Genomic DNA, 18311 nt, shown 5'->3' on the forward strand with positions numbered 1-18311 from the left:
AGAAATATCAAACTAAAATGTAGGATGTGCTAGTGGGGAAGCTTACACATATTGTGGCTTTAAACGTTCAAAAATTGATTTTGTTAGCCGAGCGATAGATGGTTGTGCCTTATCAGGAGTGTCTTTTTTCATTTGGCTTTCTTTGGCGGTTCTAGGATTTGTAGTATTTTTTAATGCTTTATTTGGATAGCCCCATGTTCTTGTATTTCCCAAAAAGGGAATGGGGAGATTTGCTTTTTTACATAAAAAAGGTATATTTCAGATGAGGTATCAATGGAACGCTTGAAGATTTATTTGGACAACTGTTGCTACAATCGTCCTTATGATGACCAGTCTCAATTAAAGATTAGTTTAGAAGCTCAGGCGAAATTGGAAATTCAACAGCAGATTCGTAACGGGGTGTTTGATTTGGTTGCATCGTATGTTCTTGTTGCCGAAAATGCCGCTAACCGATTTGAGTCCAAAAGGAACGATATTCAGAATTTTATAGATACCTACACGCATACGTATGTGAGTGAAAATGTTGATGAACAAGTAAAGTCGCTCGCAAAGGAAATTATGGCGACAGGCGTTAAGTTGATGGATGCGTGTCATGTTGCAAGTTCAATCATTTCTGGATGTGACTATTTTTTGACGACAGATAAACGCTTACTTAAATATCAAACTGATAAAGTAAAAATCCTTAACCCCATGACTTTCATTCTTGAAGTGGAGGAAAACTATGAGCATTAGTTCCGTCGATGTCATTGAAAAGGGCATGCGTTGCCTAAGTGAAAATATGGGTGCTATGGAAACAGAACTCTTTATAGCGACACTGTTGCGAGAACGCTTTGATTATACAAAGTGGCGTTCTTCTTTAGTTGATAGCGTCAAAACTTTTGCGGATTTGGATAAGTTCGTTAAATCGTCTTGTGGTGTGACGAAGTTTTCGGGAAATCCGAAAGTGGTTCTGTAATAGAAGGGCTTAATATCAACTTCACAGATTTGCTGAAAACTAGTCTGTTTATTTTAGATGTGAGTAATCACATCTATTTATGAATAAAAAACATCCCGCCACTTTTTGAGTGACGGGGCGTTTTTGTAAAGGGAGATCCCCGGTCAAGCCGGGGATGACATCCTCAAAGGCCGTAAGGCCTCACTCATGCCTCAGAGCGAGCATCGCGAGCGAGCTCATACCCCAAAGGCACTGAGTGCCGACCTCATACCTCTTTACAGGCTGATCAACCCTTCCGTATCCTTGCTCATGGCGTCATAGAATGCGTAGCGGGCGTCCACTTCCTTCTGGAGGTCGTCAGCGAGCTTTCTAGCCACTTCCGGATTGTTACGGGTGAGCTGCTTGTAGCGGTTTTCGGTGTAGATGTATTCTGCGACCGGGATTGTCGGCTTCTTGGAGTCGAGGATAAGCGGAGCCTTTCCTTCGGCGGCGAGAGCCGGGTTGTAACGGAGCAGAGTCCAGTAACCGGAATCCACGGCCATCTTCTGGTGCTGAAGCTGGCTGTTGAGATCGAAACCGTGGTTGATGCAGGGGCAGTAGCAGATGATCAGCGACGGACCATTGTGAGCTTCCGCTTCCTGGAGAACCTTCAGGGCCTGAGCATCGTTTGCGCCGAGAGCAATGCGACCGACGTAAACGTTCTTGTAGCTCATGGCGATGAGGCCGAGGTCCTTCTTGCCGGCGCGCTTACCAGCGGCAGCGAAGAGGGCGACTGCGCCACGGTTCGTGGCCTTGGAAGCCTGTCCACCGGTGTTGGAGTACACTTCAGTATCGAGGACGCAGATGTTCACGTTTTCACCGGTTGCCATCACGTGGTCGAGACCACCGTAACCGATGTCGTATGCCCAACCGTCACCACCGAAGATCCACACGGACTTCTTCACGAGGTAATCGGCGAATTCGTCACGGAGGCTGACGGATGCTTCGTCGGTTGCACCGGCGAGGGCGGCCTTCAGGGCGGCGACGTTTTCACGCTGGGCCTTGATGCCGGCTTCGTCGTCCTGCTTCTGGGTCGTGAGCTTTTCCTTGAGTTCGGCAGGAACGTTCACGGCTTCGAGGAGGGAGAGAGCCTGCTTGGCATGCTTCGTGATAGCGAGGCGCATACCGAGACCGAATTCGGCGTTGTCTTCGAAGAGGGAGTTCGCCCAAGCGGGGCCGCGGCCTTCCTTGTTCTTGGCCCACGGAGTGGTCGGGAGGTTACCGCCGTAAATGGAGGAGCAACCCGTAGCGTTGGCAACAACCATGCGGTCACCGAACAGCTGAGAAACGAGACGCACGTAAGCGGTTTCGCCGCAGCCTGCGCAGGAGCCGGAGAATTCGAACAGAGGTTCGAGGAGCATGGCCTGCTTGACGAGGTTCTTGTTGACCTTGGTACGGTCGAATTCCGGGAGATCGACGAAGAAGTCAAAGCACTTGCCTTCCTGAACCTTGATGGGTTCTTGCGGCACCATGTTGATGGCCTTTTTGGTCTCGTCGGCCTTGTCCTTAGCCGGGCAAGCCTGAACGCAGACGCCACAACCCGTACAGTCGTAGCTCGACACAGAAATAGCGAACACGGCTTCGGCAAAATCGGTCTTGTAACCCTTGGCAACCGTGTACTTGAAGCCTTCCGGAGCATTTGCGACAGAGGACTTGTCTACAACTTTCTGGCGAATGGCTGCATGCGGGCACACCATGGCACACTTACCGCACTGCAAGCAGACTTCCGGATTCCAGGACGGGATCATCAAAGCAAGATCACGCTTTTCGTACTTCGTCGTACCGGTCGGGAAAACACCGTCCACCGGCATCTTCGAAACCGGAAGCTTTTCGCCGTTGCCCTTGATGATTTCTGCGGTGACTTCGTTCACGAACTTCGGAGCGTCGCCGTGGATCGGAGCACGGAATTCCTTGGTGCTGGTGACAGTAGCAGGAACCTTGACTTCGAACAGGTTAGCAAGAGAGGCGTCGATAGCGTCCCAGTTCTTCTGGACCACTTCCTGACCCTTCTTAGCGTAAGTCTTTTCGGCGTACTTCTTGATGTACTTGATGGCGGTTTCGGCATCGAGCACGTTACCGAGCTTAGAGAAGAAGCAGGTCTGCATCACGGTGTTGATACGGCGGCCCATGCCGGTCTTCGCGGCAACGGCGTAAGCGTCGATCACGTACACCTTGAGGTGCTTCTTGATGATTTCTTCCTGCACCGGACGCGGGAAAGTATCCCACACGGTGTCGGCGGAGTGCGGAGTGTTCACGAGGAAGGTTGCGCCATCCTTCGCGTACTTCAGCATGTCCACGGACTCGAGATGCGGAGTATGGTGGCAAGCGACAAAGTCCGCCTGATTTTCTTCGATCAAGTACGGAGCGTCGATGATGCTCTTACCGAAGCGCAAGTGCGAAGTCGTCATCGAACCAGACTTCTTCGAGTCGTATACGAAATAGCCCTGTGCATAGTTTGCGGTTTCGTTACCGATAATCTTGATGGAGTTCTTGTTCGCTCCCACGGTACCGTCGGAACCGAGACCGAAGAACATCGCCTGGAAAAACGTATTATCCAAATGGAAGTTCGGATCCACGTCCAAGCTCAAGTGCGTCACGTCGTCGATGATGCCCACCGTGAAACGGTCCTTCGGAGCATCCTTGGCGAGTTCGTCGTATACAGCCTTCACCATCGCCGGCGTAAATTCCTTCGACGAAAGACCGTAGCGTCCGCCGATGATGCGCGGCAAAGTAATTTCGCCGTTCATCGCCGCAGAAGAGATCGCCGTGATGACGTCCTGCAAGAGCGGTTCGCCAGCGGAACCCGGTTCCTTGCAGCGGTCGAGAACCGCAATCTTCTTCACGGTTTTCGGGAGAGCCTTCACAAGCTGTTCTGCCGGGAACGGACGGAACAAGCGCACGATCAAAAGACCGAGTTTTTCGCCCTTCTTGTTCAAATATTCAATGGTATCCTTTACAGTCGAAGCAGCAGAACCCATAACAACAATCACGCGTTCTGCATCCGGAGCACCGACGTAATCCACCAAGTGGTACTGCCTGCCGGTATAGCTTGCCACCTTGTCCATATACTTCTGGACAATCTGCGGGAAGGCGTTGTAATACGGGTTGACCGTTTCGCGACCCTGGAAGTAAACGTCCGGGTTCTGAGCGGTACCGCGCATGGTCGGACGATCCGGCGTTAAAGCGCGGTCGCGGCATGCCTTCACATACTTGTCATCAATCACCTGACGAATCACATCGTCGTCCAAGGCTTCGATTTTCATCACTTCATGGCTCGTACGGAAGCCGTCAAAGAAGTGCATCGTCGGAATGCGTCCTTCAAGAGTAGACGCATGAGCCACGAGGGCCATATCCTGACATTCCTGCACCGAAGCAGAGCAGAGCATCGCAAAGCCCGTCTGACGACAAGCCATCACGTCGGAATGATCCCCAAAGATCGAAAGGCCCTGTGCGGCAAGAGAACGAGCCGTCACATGGAATACGGTCGGAGTGAGTTCGCCCGCAATCTTGTACATGTTCGGAATCATCAAGAGCAAGCCCTGAGACGCTGTAAAGGTCGTCGTCAAAGCACCCGCCTGCAAAGCTCCGTGCACGGTACCAGCGGCACCGCCCTCGGATTGCATTTCAAACACACGGGGAACCTGTCCCCAGATATTTTTCTTACCAGCCGCGCTCCAGTTATCCGCATGTTCAGCCATAGGGCTTGACGGAGTAATCGGGTAGATTGCCGCTACCTCGCTTACCTGAAAAGCGACACGAGCAGTCGCTTCATTGCCATCGACTGCAATCATTTTTTTTGCCATAGATATCTCCAGAAAAAGGATTTTTCCAATCTAGGATTGAAAATATTCCCCCCTTAAATTACACTTTTTCTAAATAAAATTGGCATAATTTCTAAAAAAAACATTCTTTTTGTTGCATTTTTTCCGATTCTTGGCAATGAGGAAAAAAGCATTTCTTTTGGAGGATTCTATTTTCATATATTAAACGTATGAAGGAATACGCAAAAGATTATCACGCCAAGCACTTAGGCAACTGCGCCATGTCCGTGGCAGCGGCCTGGTTAAACGCTCACCAGGGCGATATGTCCGAGGTAGAAAGGTTTAGATCCTGCGGTGGTGGACGTGCCGAAGGTGGTCTTTGCGGGGCTCTCTACGCAGCTCTCCAGTACTGCCCCGCCCAAAAAGACAAAATTACTGAAGAGTTCCGCAAACGTTGCAATGGAACCCTTTGCTCGGAGCTTCGCCCATCCAAGAACCACACTTGCAACGACCGCGTTGGCGTCGCTGCAGCAATTCTTGACGAGCTCGAAGAATCTAAATAATAGTGAAACTACCGAGTTTTAGCCAATCCGAAACACTTTCCAGTTCAATCCTTACAGAAAACCTGTCCGAAACCTCCGTCCACGGTCACTTTGAAAACTGTGGAGAAAGTCAAGGTCTTCTAATGCTCGACTTCCACGTTCATTTGGCACGTCTCCCTGAACCGGCACTTATCTGCAGGGAACTGCACAGGCGCCACATTCAAAGCGTCCTCGTCGCCTGTGAACCGTGGGAATGGGAAGCCTGCACTCCCCTTTTCAAGGAATTTCCTCAAACGCTCGTTCCATGCATCGGAATTCACCCGATGATCGCTGAACAGGATTCCCTTCAAGGCCTAGAACAGCTTCGAAGCCTTCTTCAAAAATTTCCTAAAGCCTATGTCGGTGAATGCGGGCTCGACAAGCGCTTTCCGGGATACGCTCCGGAAGAAGTCCAGGAAGAAATCTTCATTTCACAAGCAAGGCTCGCCCTGGAATTCAATCGTCCGCTGATGATTCACGCTGTCGGCGATTACCGTCGCATTCTCAAAATTCTAGAAGATCTCGGATTCCCAAGTTCTAACGCCTTCCCCATTTTTCACCGTTTTGGCGGCGACAAGGAAGTCGTCAAGCGCGCTCTCCGCATGAATGCGCTTTTTTCTGTTCACCCAGATTCCTTCCGCAAGGCTTCTACCCAAGCTTCCCTTAGCGCCATTCCCCGAGAAAACCTTCGTCTAGAAACCGATGCAGACGAAAACTTCCCCATCCAAAATCCAGACAAAACAGCAAAAACGCCTGGCGAAATTGCGCAGGCGTTAATTCAAAGTTTGCAGTCTGTCGAAGAAAAACTAAAAAGCCTTTAATCTTCCAACGAGAAGTCTACCGTCGTCACGACGCGCACCTTTTTGATGTACGGCGTATTCTGATCGCGGTCGTCAATGCTAAAATAGCCTTGAGAAGCCGAGCGGATTTTGCCGAGTTTGCTTTCGGAATCCTTCGCAAACTTTTCCGCCACTTCGCGGGCATTGTGCGTCGCATCTTCAATCATCTTCGGCTTTACGGTATTCAACCCGGTGAACTGGAAGTCTGCATAGTTCGCACGCACCGTGATTCCCTGCGATACAAGTTCTGCAATCGCAGTCTGGAGTTTTCGAACCGCCTCGATATTCGTCGATGCAATGGAAATATACGACGAGACCGTGTAGCGGAATTTCGGCGCTTTTTCCCTATAAACGATTTCTTCGTTATCCGTCACGTCCGGAGCATTCACCGTGATTTCCGAATCCTGAATGCCGTACTTCTTCAGGAACTCTTTCACGACCGAATTCTTTTCCGAAATCTTTTTGTAGATCGTCGGAATGTCATCGCCGAGTTCGTTAAAGTTCAAGCCCCAAAAAACCTTATCCGCAGGAACTTCTATTTCGGCAAGACCCCGCACATGCACCACGCGATCCCGATTGACCATTTTTTTCATGCCACAGTAAATGCATGCGCCGAAAATGACCACAGCGACGGCCAAAATGATTGCTTCAGGAATTCGATTTTTCATACTCTACACCTCTGATTATTTTTTTTCAGGAAAATAGCACACATCCGGAAGCGACCTATATGCATCCGCATAATCCAGACCGTATCCGACGACAAAAAGATTTTCGATCGTGAATCCCCTGTAATCGATATCAAAATTCACTTCGCGACGGCTAGGCTTATCGAGAAGCGCGCAGGTCCTGACCGTTTTTGCGCCACGTTCTAAAACCGCTTTCGAAAGATCACAAAGCGTATGCCCCGTATCGAAAATGTCATCGATTAAAAGCACATTCTTGCTCTGGACATCCAATTTTTCCAGTCCCGAAACTGTAAACGAAGAACGTTTTGTCCCGTTTCCGTAACTGCTCGCCTTCACAAATTGAACCTTTAAATTCGGGGAAGACATCGCGCGCACAAGATCCGCCACAAAAATGAACGCACCCGTCAGCACACCGACCACCAAGTCGATTCGTTCCTTCGCAGAAATTTCCGCGGCAAGTTCCGCCACGCGCTTTTCAAGATCTTCTTTCGAAATTAAAACTTTCAAGTCACCCATCGGCTATATTATACTAAATTTTGTATGTCAAAAAATGACAAAAATAAAAAAATCCGCACCCTTTGCAGAATGCGGATTTCATCGAATTCAAAATCTTACTTGTACAGCAAGTTCACGCCGCAGAAGATCGCGCGCATGTTCGCCTTGAGCGTATCGCTCGAAACGCCACGGCCTTCGACTTCCTTGTCGTTCACCTTCAGCACAATTCGGCTCAATCCACGACCCGCCCAGAGCTTATCTTTTTCAGGCACCACGAGCTGACGGTACTTGACGAGTTCCACCGGCATGCCGATTTCTCGCATCAAGATAAGAGCCGCTTCCACAGGACCTTCCGCCGTAACGGACTTTACAATCGCTTCGCCGTCCTTCTTGAAGTGGAAGATAAAGCGGTTTTCGTCCGGAATCACTTCGATGTTGTTAAAGATCAAATGTCCGTTCACATTGATGAAGTGCTCACGGAAAATATCAAGGACGCGATCTGCGGACAGTTCGCCTTCCTTTTCACTCGCCGCCTTGAGAATCGGCTGCAGTTCTGCCGCCTCTGCGAGAGAGAGCTTGTAACCGAACTTGGTCACAATTTCATAAACCGCGGTACGGCCGCTCTGGCTTGTGAAGCCCAGAGAATCGTTCTGATGGCGACCGATCATCGAGTAGTCGATCGGACGGTAGGCACCCTTTTTCAGGTCCTTCGTCTTGCTTGCGCCGTCCTGATGAATGCCGCTACGATGCACAATAGCTTCGGCACCGATCAGCGGTGCTCGGCTGTAAATGTTCACGCCCGACCACTGCGAAATGAGAATGGCCGTTTCGTAAATGCGGTCAAGATGAATATCCACAGGCGTTCCTGAATTCGCGAGAGCCACGACGACTTCATAGAAGTTCGTGTTACCGCAACGTTCACCGAGGCCGTTCAAAGAGACTTCCAACTGATTTGCGCCCGCATAGAAACTTTCCACGGTTGCAGCCGTCGCCATACCGAGGTCGTTATGGCAGTGAACAGAAATCGTGATATTCTTCGGCAGAGCGTCATATACCTGCTTGATCTGGTTCACGTACAGAGCCGGACGGTAACGTTCCACCGTATTCGGCAGGTTGATCGTCGTCGCACCGGCTTCGACCACAGCCTTCAATTCATCGATCACAAAATCCATGTTTTCGAGGCAGTCGCCAAAGTGTTCCACGCTGAATTCTACGTCACCCTTGTCACCGACCAAAGACTTGGCAAGCTTCACGCAGCTGACAGCGCGTTCCTTCACCTGTTCCGGGGTCATGTGCAAAACGTGTTCCATCGAAAGCGGGCTGCCTGCGATAAACGTATGAATACGCGGATGCGGAGCGTACTTCACCGCATCCCAGCAACGCTGAATGTCACTCGGTACGCAACGGGCCAAGCCAGAAACGACAATGTTCTGAGCTTCGACATTGCCCTCTTCCGCCATCTGGGCGGTGAGCTTAGCCAGTTCCTTAACCGATTCAAAGTCCATTTCGGAAGAAGCCGGGAAGCCGACTTCTGCACCCTGGACACCGAGCTTCAAAAGTTGCAGATAAACGTCTTTTTTCTGTGCATTGTTCCACGGATTCGGCAGAGCCTGATTTCCGTCACGCAGAGTCACGTCATAAATAAACGGTCTTCTCTGATTTTTTTCTTCAGTCATTTTGATCTCCTTGCCGCACCTTCTATGCCGCAAAGTCCTTTATATTCTTGCACAAAAACATGAGAATTTTATGCAAAACAAAAGACCCGCGCCAAGAAAGAGCGGGCCATTTTTGTTTAAAACTAACGTTTCGCGTTTAAACCAAAAACCTATCCAAAAACGGATACCGCTCCAGAGCTAAAACCCGGAAGTCGATCGTTTAGAAGGTTTAGGATCAAAGTCGTTCTCATATTTACAAATGTAGTAAGAATTCTTTCATTTGGCAAGCAAAATCTTTAATCTTTCAGACAACGGACCGAAAGGCCGGAATCCTTGAAGGAATTGCCGAATCCCATCGTATTGATCATACCGCTCAATGTTCGGATATAGGCAGTCGTCGTGGTTTCCGACTCACGTGTCCAATAATAAGCCTTGAAACCCAAATCGGAAAACGCGCGGAAATAGTAACGCCCCGAAGCAAGAGCGTTAAAGCCCAAAACATCATTTCCCGGCGTCACCAAGTCCGAATCCCACGATTCCGTACTCCGCAAAGAGCTGTTTTCATCCCCCGCGTTTTCAAGAGCATAAGCGGCTAAGGAATCCCATTCGTCTTGGCTCGGCAAATGAAAGCCATCGGGGCAAGCCTTCACAGCGGAGCTCCATTCATAAAGGCGCCCATAAACATCGCAATTCGAAGCGCCGTCATCGTAACACCAGGATGCGTTCATGCAGTAATTCATATTTTCGGCAAGCCAAGTCTGGCTTCCGATTTGGACTGTCCTATAAACATTCCCGTCTCGGGCATCACAGATCGTTTCGGCTTCAAGCGAATCCGGGCAAACAAGTGCCTTTGGACAAGAAACGCTCGAAGCTTCTTCCGCGATTTCTTCGGCAGTCGAAAAATCACACGCCCCAAGGATCAAAGCAGCTAATCCGCACAGAATCTGAATTTTCGAAGTCTTCATCTATAAACCAACCTTTTCAAACGGAGAACGCGGTTTCGCAAACAAATTAAAAAAAAGACTCCCCTTTCGAGGAGTCTTCAGAAAAAATTCAGCTATTCCGATTACATGGAAATAAGCATCATCGAGAACACCATCACGAACAAGGCAACCGTTTCACCGACGCCAAGCACCATCAAGTAGTTCACAAGACCCTTACCCGTTTCACCGAGAGCATTACAGCCATTTGCTGCGGACTTGCCCACGAACCATGCGGAAATAGCAATGCCAAGGCCTCCAAAGATGCCCACACCCAAGTAAGCCGGCCAAAGGGTCGCCGTCGGATCGGAGCCTTCCGGGCCGATTCGTCCCAGGATGTACATCATCAGGAGCATGCCGTAAATCGTCTGTGCAATCGGTGCGCCGACAAAGATAAGCAAGGTGAAAAGCGCATTCTTCCCTTTCAGGTACGCTTTTTTCCATGCACCAATGGCGGCCATGCCGGCTGTACCGCAACCGAGTGCGGAGCCAAACGCGGAAAGCCCTAGCGCAGCTACAGCCCCGAACTTGGCTAATGTGGTCATTGTTTCCTGATCCATAAGTTCAACGCTCTATGGAAAAGGATTAGAGAACCATCATCGAGAAGACGAGCACGAACAAGGCAACCGTTTCAACGATACCGAGCACCATGAGGTAGTTCACCATGCCCTTGCCGGTTTCGCCGAGAGCGTCGCAAGCGACAGCTGCGGACTTGCCCTGGAACCAAGCGGAAGCCATGAGACCGAAACCGCCGAAGATACCGGCACCGAGGCAACCGCCCCAGTTAGCCACTTCGCCAGCCGGAACGCTAGCCACATAGTTCAAGATGAAGTTCATGAGCAGCATGCCGTAAATCGTCTGGGAAATCGGAGCACCGACGAAGACGAGAAGGGTGAAGAGAGCGCCCTTACCCTGAGCGTAAGCCTTCTTCCAGACAGAGATTGCAGACATACCTGCCGTACCGCACCCAAGGGCAGAGCCCATAGCGCCAAAGCCGAGAGCAGCTGCAGCACCCATTTTCGCGAGAGTCAATGTTGTATTCGGATCCATTTTCTATTCCTCTTATTAGGTAGTGGGATTTATCCCTTGGTTAATTTTTGTTCTTGGAGAAGGGGGAGAAAGCATAGCCGCTCCACTGCAAATCCAAGCCATTGGAAAATTCAAGTGTATTCAAACGTACTGCATGAACGGCAACCCCCATCAAAGCAAGCGCAATATTCAAGCCATGTACGAAAAGTAGAATGACGGCGGCGCCAAAGACCCCGACGAACGAGCCGAACAGCGGAGAAAGCATTCCGTTGAACGCTTCCGCAATGGCCGCACCGGACATGCCCACAGCAAACAGACGGATATAACTGATCACATCCGTGAAGCTGTTGACGATGTTCAACGCGAGCATCGGAATCGAGATCCAGTCCTGCTTCAAACGGCTAGGCGGTACGCTGAAGAGAACAAGGAGAACTGCAGCGACCACGAACAGCGGAATCGCAAAACCCGGAAGGGCAAAGCCAAGAACCATGTTGTTCGCGAGCATAAACATGAACCAGCAGCAGAGGAGCCAACCAACCTGCGCCATGAACGTCGAATCCTTTCTCTTGAAACGGATAATGATGTTCCAAACGTGAGCGATGGTTAAATGCACCACTGCGAGGCAGAAGCAGAAGAACTGGACGTGCGTCATCTGAGATGCCCCAGCTTCTCCAGGAACGAAAGATTCCGGGAAAATCTTGAAATCTTGGACCCACGCCTTGTAAGACTCGAACACCTGAGGATCGGTCGGAGCGCTTGTACGAATCCACTGCATTGCGTGACGGACAGGTTCCGGAAGCCATGCGTAATTCGTAAAGTCAAGGTAGTAGCTCCAGCCCGCCCATTCCGGTTTCAGGCCGAGGAAACTGCCATTGAAAATGCCCCAGACGATTGTAGCTCCACACATCAAGTACATGAAGCTAAAACCAGAGGATTTGGAATTCGGATTCTTCTTGCGAACATAGAGCGTAATGGCAAGGAACAAAAGTCCATAAGCCACGTCGCCCACGATCATCGCGAAGAAAATACTGAAGAACACGAGGAACACGCTCGAAACGTCCACTTCGTGATAACCCGGAGCAATACCGATGATATCATAAAGCATCTGCATCGGGCGGGAAACCTTGCTGTACGTGAGAAGCGTCGGAACGTTATCTTCGTCCGTCGGATCTTCCACGCGGAGCGCCCAACCAGAAGCCTTTGCGGTCGTTTCGAGTTCCTTTACACGCAGAGCCGGGCAGAAGCCCTGGATTGCAGCGAGAAGGTTCGACGAAAGCATGCCCGCCGACGTTTCTTCGAACGTGTAAGCGTCAGAAGCTTCTTTCAAGCAGTCCTGCACCTTTTTCTTGTCTGCAGCGAGTTCCGAAAGACGGTTTTCGACAAGAGCGAGTTTCTTTTCAGCATTTTCCTTGAGGGTACGGTAATGAGAAATCGAATGCGCCGGAAGCGGAAGAACCGTAGCCGGAGTCGAAAGCTTAGCCGGAGATTCCCCGCGGTTGATCACCGCACGGCAAAGGCCTTCCCCGCTTTCACCAAACGGGATGACCAAAGCTTCCTTGTCCTCGACTTCGAACGCCTTCTTGGCTTCCGAAGCATAAAGACGTACAAACACGCCACGAGATTCCAGAGCACGGACGCTATCCGGATCGAGATTCCCGAACACTTCGTAACGCATCAACCCGTTGTTTGCTTCGGAAATATCGTCTTCCGCACGCTTGCGCACCTGGAGAAGCTTCTGCACTTCTTCGACAACCGCTTCGCCGTTCAGAGAGCTGCCTTCAGCTTTCTTCTTCACATCCGGAAGGGTTTCGAGCACCTTCTGCACGCGGTTCATATCGTTACGTGCGGAATTCAGCGCATTGCCCGTCGGATTCTTGAGCGGAGTCACGTGCATAATGCCCATGCTGCGAAGGGTTTCGAGAGAAGCCTTTCGCTCGCTGTCGAGGCAGATGATCGTCACTTTCTTCATCGGAGTAATCATGCAGCAGCTCCTTCCTGAGCGAGGATGCGAGCGTTTGCCTTCCCCTTCGCCAGCTTGGAACGCGCAACACCCGAGATCTGCTGGTCGGAAAGGAAGATGTTGATCGTGCGAATGTTTTCCTTCGCTTCCGGAATCTTCACCTTTTCGAACAGGTTGACTCTTTGGCTCGTCGAGCGCAGTTCATTGGACAAAAGTTCGTACTGTTTTTCGAGCACGCGGCGTTCGAGACGGAGGGAAATGAGTCCCTGGAGGGAACGGATACCTTCATCGAGCCACGCCGGCGTCGTAAAGAAATCTGGAATGGCGACATTGAAGTCTACCCCGTCAAACAGCGGTATTTCCACACCGGCGATGTTGCCTTCGCCTTCGCGGACTTCCTTGACGGAAATATACTTGTCCCATTCAATGGGTTCCGCATAAAGGCCGATCCACCCCGCAATCGACTTGCGAAGCGCGTCTTCTTCCTCTCTTTTCGCCATCACCTTTGCCTGAAGCGTACGCATCTCCATCTGAAGCTGCTGCTTCTTCAGCAAAAGCGTCGGCAAATAGCGCTGGTAGCGCTTGAGCGAATCGCGTTCAGCCTTTAAAGCGTTTTTTGTGAGCTTGACCTTCGCCATTACCCCTTCCCCGGCCAATACTGGTTGATCATCTTAGATGGAATACCGGTTTCTTCCGGAGTAAAGCAGTCGGCGAGAATTTCCCAGCCGAGATCCAAAGCCTTTTCGAGCGGGATGTTTACAGAAAGGTCCATCATTTCCTTTTCGAAACGTTCGCCGTACTTCAAAAGCTTGTTGTCCCAGTTACTCATGCGGAAGCCCATGGACTGCTTTTCAAGCGTTTCCTTGTAACTTGCGTAGAGCTGAATCATCGTGTTCATGATTGTGCGGTGGTCGCTTCGGGTCTTGCCGTTCACCTGCTGCTTCAAACGGGAGAGCGAGCCGAACGGTTCGATACGGCCGTGCTTCAAATAGAACTGACCTTCGGTGATATAACCCGTGTTATCCGGAACCGGGTGGGTCACGTCGTCGCCTGGCATCGTCGTCACGGCGAGAATCGTAATGGAGCCCGAGCCTTCGAAGTCGACAGCCTTTTCATAACGGCTGGCGAGCTGAGAGTAAAGGTCGCCAGGATAACCACGGTTCGACGGGATCTGTTCCATCGTAATCGAAATTTCCTTCATCGCATCCGCGAAGTTCGTCATATCCGTGAGAAGAACTAGCACGTTCTTGCCGCGGGTCGCAAACTGTTCTGCCACTGCGAGAGAGGCATCCGGAACGAGCAAGGATTCCACGATCGGGTCGGAAGCCGTGTGGACGAACATCACGGTACGGGAAAGTGCACCGTTCTGGTCAAGGTAATCCTTCAAATAGAGATAGTCATCGTGCTTCAAGCCCATACCGCCGAGGACGATCACGTCCACTTCAGCCTGGAGCGCGATACGCGCGAGGAGCTGGTTGTACGGTTCACCAGCGACAGAGAAAATCGGGAGCTTCTGAGAAACGACGAGAGTATTGAACACGTCGATCATCGGAATACCGGTACGCACCATCGTCTTCGGGATGATACGCTTAGCCGGGTTCACCGAAGGGCCTCCGATAGGGACCGGATTTTCTTCGATAGCCGGACCGTTGTCACGCGGAACGCCTGCACCGGTAAAGACTCGACCGAGAAGAGCGTCGCTGAACGGGATTTCCATCGGCTTGCCGAGGAATCGAACCTGAGAATCCGTAGCAATACCACGAGCTCCAGCGAACACCTGCAAGTCAACCATGTCACCGTCGATACGGATCACACGAGCGAGAGACGTACCCTGAGCGCTTGTAACCTGAGCGAGTTCCTGATTGGCAACGCCATCTGCCTTGACGGTAATAACGCTACCCGCAATACGTTCAATACGATGATAAACCTTATACATTCTTCGTGACCTCTGCGACGGAGTTGAAAATCTGTTCTTCGAGAGACTTGAAATCGTTAGAATCAAATGCAACTCGGTTCCAGTCCTTAGTCGCCTGTGTAAGCTTCAAGAAGAATCCACGGGCGGAATCCTTATCGGCGAATTCCATCGGAGTCTTCAAAATCTTGTAAACGCGGTCAAAGACGTACTTCTGACGATCCGCAGAGCAAGCTGCATCGATTTCATGGTAAGCGTCCTGCTGCAGATAGACGGAGTCGAGATATTCGGACTTCAAGTAAGTAATGAAGTCTTCGATCGACGTACCTTCTTCACCCACGACCTTCATCATCTGGTTCACATCATTACCGGCGGCGAGGATATGACGGGCTTCTTCCACCTTAGCGGATTCGATGATGCCTTCGTACTTGGACCAAGATTCGAGCGGGTGAATTGCCGGGAAGCGACGCTGGTCGGAACGTTCACGGGAAAGGCCGAGGAATGCGCCCACCACCTTCAAGGTAGCCTGCGTCACCGGTTCTTCAAAGTTACCACCTGCCGGGGAGACGGAACCGCAAATCGTCACGGAACCCGTAGAACCATCGCGGAGCTTCACCACACCACCGCGTTCATAGAAGGAAGCGATTGTGGATTCGAGGTAAGCCGGGAATGCTTCTTCGCCCGGGATTTCTTCCAAACGTCCGCTCATTTCACGAAGAGCTTGAGCCCAACGAGAAGTCGAGTCAGCGAGGAGGAGAACGTTCAAGCCCATCTGACGATAGTATTCAGCAATCGTCACTCCGGTATAAACGGAAGCTTCACGCGCGGCCACCGGCATGGAAGACGTGTTACAAATGATGAGCGTACGGTCCATCAAGCTCTTGCCTGTACGCGGGTCATTGAGTTCCGGGAATTCGCGAAGGGTCTCCACCACTTCACCAGCACGTTCACCGCAAGCGGCGAGAATCACGACATCGACGTCCGCATAACGGCTCATCAACTGCTGAAGCACGGTCTTGCCAGCACCGAAGGGCCCCGGCGTGCAGAACGTACCGCCCTGAGCCACCGGGAAGAACGTATCGATGATGCGCTGCTGCATCGTGAGAGGCTTTGTCGGGCGGAGGCGTTCCTGGTAGTTCTTGATAGGAACCTTCACCGGCCATGTCTGATACATCTTGACTTCGATCTTCTTGCCTTCGGCGTCCTTCAAAACAGCGATGACATCTTCAATGACATGTTCACCGGCCGGGACGATGGATTCGACTGTCACCTGACCGCGAACGCGGAACGGCACCATGATGCGGTGCTTGAAAATGCCTTCCGGAACAGTACCGAGCGTATCGCCGCCCGTCACCGTATCGCCGGCCTTAGCCGTCGGAGTAAAGGACCATTTGCGATCACGCGGAAGAGCCGGAAGATACTTACCGCGCTGCAGGAAGAATCCGCATTCTTCCGCAAGATTCGGAAGCGGGTTCTGCAAACCGTCGAACACCTGAGTCAAAAGGCCCGGGCCCAGTTCCACGGAAAGAAGTTCTCCAGTAAAGTGGACTTCGTCGCCCGCCTTAAGGCCTGTCGTGTCTTCGAAAACCTGGAGTTCTGCATAGTCTCCGCGAATACGGATAACTTCACTCTTAAGTTCCACACCAGACGAAAGCTTGGCGAAACCGACTTCGTTTTGTGCTACTGCGCCGTCGAATGCAACACGGATCAAGTTACCGTTTACTCCGACGATTTTACCGATACTAGCCATTGAAAGTAAGACCTCCGGTCATCATCCCTGCTTGCTAGCAGGATCGTTATCATTAATTACTTTGAGGACAGCCGCATTCCCCGCTTCTTCGGAGATGCGGGACCAACGTTCGCAAATTTGAAGTTTCTTGGCAAAAGCATAGAGAAATGCCATCGATTCTTCATCGGGAGCGAGCTGGTCCAACAACCAAAAACGGGCGCGGTCCAAATCCTGTTCGCGTTCAAGCGGATCCGGTTTAGCAAAAGCGTCCGTTACCATTTTGGCAAATGTCACGTCATAGCCGGGGAACGGGCGTTCGGTAAAACGCACATCTGGGCCCCAGGATGCGGCACGTGCATGTCCTAAAATATTTTTCAACTGAGTCTCGTGAGCCTGATATGCCGAGACGAAAGGATCGTCGTTAGGCTCTCCGTTGACAACTGCATCAAACGTGGCGAGTTCTTTTTCGCTCATCACGCTCGAGCAACGATTGCGCAAATCCGCCACCGAAAACGGGGGCGTATCTCCGAACCGCAAAAACGGAAGCGACGCAGAAATATAAACGGCATTGCTCATGAATTATTTTTCCTGAGCTGCGCTAGATACAACCTTAGCAATCTGCGGGCGAACCATGGAGGAAAGCGCCGATGCGATTTCCGGAGCGGTAAATTCGTGAGAGATCTTGCCGTTTTCTACCTTAACGCGGAAGCCGAACTTGATGCCGGAATCGCTTTCGACCTTGACACCCTTGCCGAGTTCCTTGGCAAATTCACCCGTCACAAAGGAAGTGAGCTTCGCCTTGTCTGCGTCAGAGAAGACGACGGCGAGATCGGAATTGTAATTCTTAGCGAGGGCAAGAAGCATTTCCTTGACCGTTGCTTCGGAAAGGTTCTTTTCGACCTGGAGAGCGACGATATCGCTCACGATCTTTTCAAAACGACGACCCACAGAAATCAAAACGTCACGTGCAGCCTGTTCGAGGGCACGTTCGCTACGTTCTGTATAGACTTCAGCATCCTTATCGGCTTTTTCAAGCTTGGCAGCGGCTTCGGCTTCTGCATTCTTAATGATGCTTGCGGCTTCTTCCTTCGCCTTGGCGATAATTGCACTGGACTGGACTTCAGCCTTGTCCACGGCTTCTTTTTGGATGCGATCAATCAGTGTCTGTAAATCTTCAGCCATAAAATCTCCGATAATTCAATAGCGCTTTTTGCGTCAATTTTAATATACAAGAAAAAAGTTCGATAAACGGCAAAATTATGTTAAAAATGTGAAAATTTTCGACAAAAAAGACGCTTTATAGGACGAAAAGCATCCTTTGGAGGCTAAATAATAGAACAAATTTTAGATATAGCTTATTTTGGTCGATCCGTCGCCGAGGAATCTTTGGCGAGCGAAATCAGCCATGCAACCATCAGAGAAGCGTCCTTGTCGGAGAGCTTCTTGATTTCCATCGGGCGATACTTGTCCGGGTGGATTGGTTGTGGATCTTTGAGATAATCGAAAAGACCTTTGGGATTGTCCAAGTAGCGTTCCACATTCCCCTGCATATCGGGGCCTGCAAAATTTCGCTTCCAGCGGTGGCAGGCGTAGCATTCCTGATCGTACAGTTCAGCGACCGAGGCTCTCGCTTCGGGAGTCAGCTCGGGCAGCTGAAAGACTTCTGCGGCAAAAAGAGCCGTCATGAACAGGAATACAGACCAAAATATCG

At 50.9% G+C, this 18311-nt stretch carries 18 protein-coding genes; 4 read left to right on the top strand and 14 right to left on the bottom strand.

The features are described from left to right. Window positions 1-273: 273 nt before the first annotated feature. Together BGX16_RS00290 and BGX16_RS00295 are read left to right on the top strand one after the other, a co-directional pair. Window positions 274-732, top strand: a complete 459-nt coding sequence (locus tag BGX16_RS00290) for a type II toxin-antitoxin system VapC family toxin (protein ID WP_241899375.1) — start codon at window positions 274-276, stop codon at window positions 730-732. After that, window positions 722-955: a hypothetical protein gene (locus BGX16_RS00295; RefSeq protein ID WP_100424271.1), complete on the top strand. Its 234-nt coding sequence runs from the start codon at window positions 722-724 to the stop codon at window positions 953-955. The genes BGX16_RS00290 and BGX16_RS00295 overlap by 11 nt, the downstream gene beginning before the upstream one ends. A gap of 254 nt (window positions 956-1209) precedes the next feature. Here BGX16_RS00295 and nifJ read toward each other — a convergent pair whose 3' ends face one another. After that, on the bottom strand, window positions 1210-4776 hold the full coding sequence (gene nifJ / locus BGX16_RS00300) for a pyruvate:ferredoxin (flavodoxin) oxidoreductase (RefSeq protein WP_100424272.1): 3567 nt from the start codon (window positions 4774-4776) through the stop codon (window positions 1210-1212). A gap of 188 nt (window positions 4777-4964) precedes the next feature. On the opposite strand from nifJ, the gene BGX16_RS00305 reads away from it, so the two are divergent. Continuing rightward, window positions 4965-5297 (top strand): C-GCAxxG-C-C family protein, encoded by a 333-nt coding sequence (locus tag BGX16_RS00305; protein ID WP_100424273.1) that lies wholly within the window; start codon window positions 4965-4967, stop codon window positions 5295-5297. A gap of 2 nt (window positions 5298-5299) precedes the next feature. Then, window positions 5300-6136 (top strand): TatD family hydrolase, encoded by an 837-nt coding sequence (locus BGX16_RS00310; RefSeq protein ID WP_157797786.1) that lies wholly within the window; start codon window positions 5300-5302, stop codon window positions 6134-6136. On the opposite strand, the gene BGX16_RS00315 is transcribed toward BGX16_RS00310, so the two are convergent. The 13 genes from BGX16_RS00315 to BGX16_RS00375 all read right to left on the bottom strand — a co-directional run bounded on the left by BGX16_RS00315 (window position 6133) and on the right by BGX16_RS00375 (window position 18285). Continuing rightward, the gene (locus BGX16_RS00315) at window positions 6133-6822 is read right to left on the bottom strand and encodes an SIMPL domain-containing protein (RefSeq protein WP_100424275.1); all 690 of its coding nucleotides are present in this window, start codon (window positions 6820-6822) and stop codon (window positions 6133-6135) included. The genes BGX16_RS00310 and BGX16_RS00315 overlap by 4 nt on opposite strands. A 15-nt stretch (window positions 6823-6837) precedes the next feature. Continuing rightward, on the bottom strand, window positions 6838-7347 hold the full coding sequence (hpt, locus tag BGX16_RS00320) for a hypoxanthine phosphoribosyltransferase (protein ID WP_198514824.1): 510 nt from the start codon (window positions 7345-7347) through the stop codon (window positions 6838-6840). 104 nt (window positions 7348-7451) lie between these two features. Then, a complete protein-coding gene (gene leuA2 / locus BGX16_RS00325; RefSeq protein ID WP_100424277.1) occupies window positions 7452-9011 on the bottom strand; it encodes a 2-isopropylmalate synthase LeuA2 in 1560 nt (519 codons plus the stop codon). A gap of 275 nt (window positions 9012-9286) precedes the next feature. Beyond that, window positions 9287-9955, bottom strand: a complete 669-nt coding sequence (locus BGX16_RS00330) for a fibrobacter succinogenes major paralogous domain-containing protein (RefSeq protein WP_100424278.1) — start codon at window positions 9953-9955, stop codon at window positions 9287-9289. A 101-nt stretch (window positions 9956-10056) separates the two neighbouring features. Next, window positions 10057-10530, bottom strand: a complete 474-nt coding sequence (locus BGX16_RS00335; RefSeq protein WP_100424279.1) for a V-type ATP synthase subunit K — start codon at window positions 10528-10530, stop codon at window positions 10057-10059. A gap of 25 nt (window positions 10531-10555) precedes the next feature. Beyond that, complete coding sequence (locus BGX16_RS00340; RefSeq protein WP_100424280.1) at window positions 10556-11020, bottom strand: V-type ATP synthase subunit K; 465 nt, start codon at window positions 11018-11020, stop codon at window positions 10556-10558. A 40-nt stretch (window positions 11021-11060) separates the two neighbouring features. Further along, the gene (locus BGX16_RS00345) at window positions 11061-12980 is read right to left on the bottom strand and encodes a V-type ATP synthase subunit I (RefSeq protein ID WP_100424281.1); all 1920 of its coding nucleotides are present in this window, start codon (window positions 12978-12980) and stop codon (window positions 11061-11063) included. Continuing rightward, on the bottom strand, window positions 12977-13597 hold the full coding sequence (locus tag BGX16_RS00350; RefSeq protein WP_100424282.1) for a V-type ATP synthase subunit D: 621 nt from the start codon (window positions 13595-13597) through the stop codon (window positions 12977-12979). The genes BGX16_RS00345 and BGX16_RS00350 overlap by 4 nt, the downstream gene beginning before the upstream one ends. After that, window positions 13597-14895 (bottom strand): V-type ATP synthase subunit B, encoded by a 1299-nt coding sequence (locus BGX16_RS00355; RefSeq protein WP_100424283.1) that lies wholly within the window; start codon window positions 14893-14895, stop codon window positions 13597-13599. The genes BGX16_RS00350 and BGX16_RS00355 overlap by 1 nt, the downstream gene beginning before the upstream one ends. Then, window positions 14888-16621 (bottom strand): V-type ATP synthase subunit A, encoded by a 1734-nt coding sequence (locus BGX16_RS00360; RefSeq protein WP_100424284.1) that lies wholly within the window; start codon window positions 16619-16621, stop codon window positions 14888-14890. The genes BGX16_RS00355 and BGX16_RS00360 overlap by 8 nt, the downstream gene beginning before the upstream one ends. A gap of 21 nt (window positions 16622-16642) precedes the next feature. After that, a complete protein-coding gene (locus BGX16_RS00365; RefSeq protein ID WP_100424285.1) occupies window positions 16643-17176 on the bottom strand; it encodes a hypothetical protein in 534 nt (177 codons plus the stop codon). A gap of 3 nt (window positions 17177-17179) precedes the next feature. Further along, window positions 17180-17782, bottom strand: a complete 603-nt coding sequence (locus BGX16_RS00370; protein WP_100424286.1) for an ATPase — start codon at window positions 17780-17782, stop codon at window positions 17180-17182. 173 nt (window positions 17783-17955) lie between these two features. Continuing rightward, window positions 17956-18285: a c-type cytochrome gene (locus BGX16_RS00375; protein ID WP_157797787.1), complete on the bottom strand. Its 330-nt coding sequence runs from the start codon at window positions 18283-18285 to the stop codon at window positions 17956-17958. Between the last annotated feature and the right edge of the window lie 26 nt (window positions 18286-18311).

It is taken from the genome of Hallerella succinigenes (genome assembly GCF_002797675.1).
Lineage (GTDB): Bacteria > Fibrobacterota > Fibrobacteria > Fibrobacterales > Fibrobacteraceae > Hallerella > Hallerella succinigenes.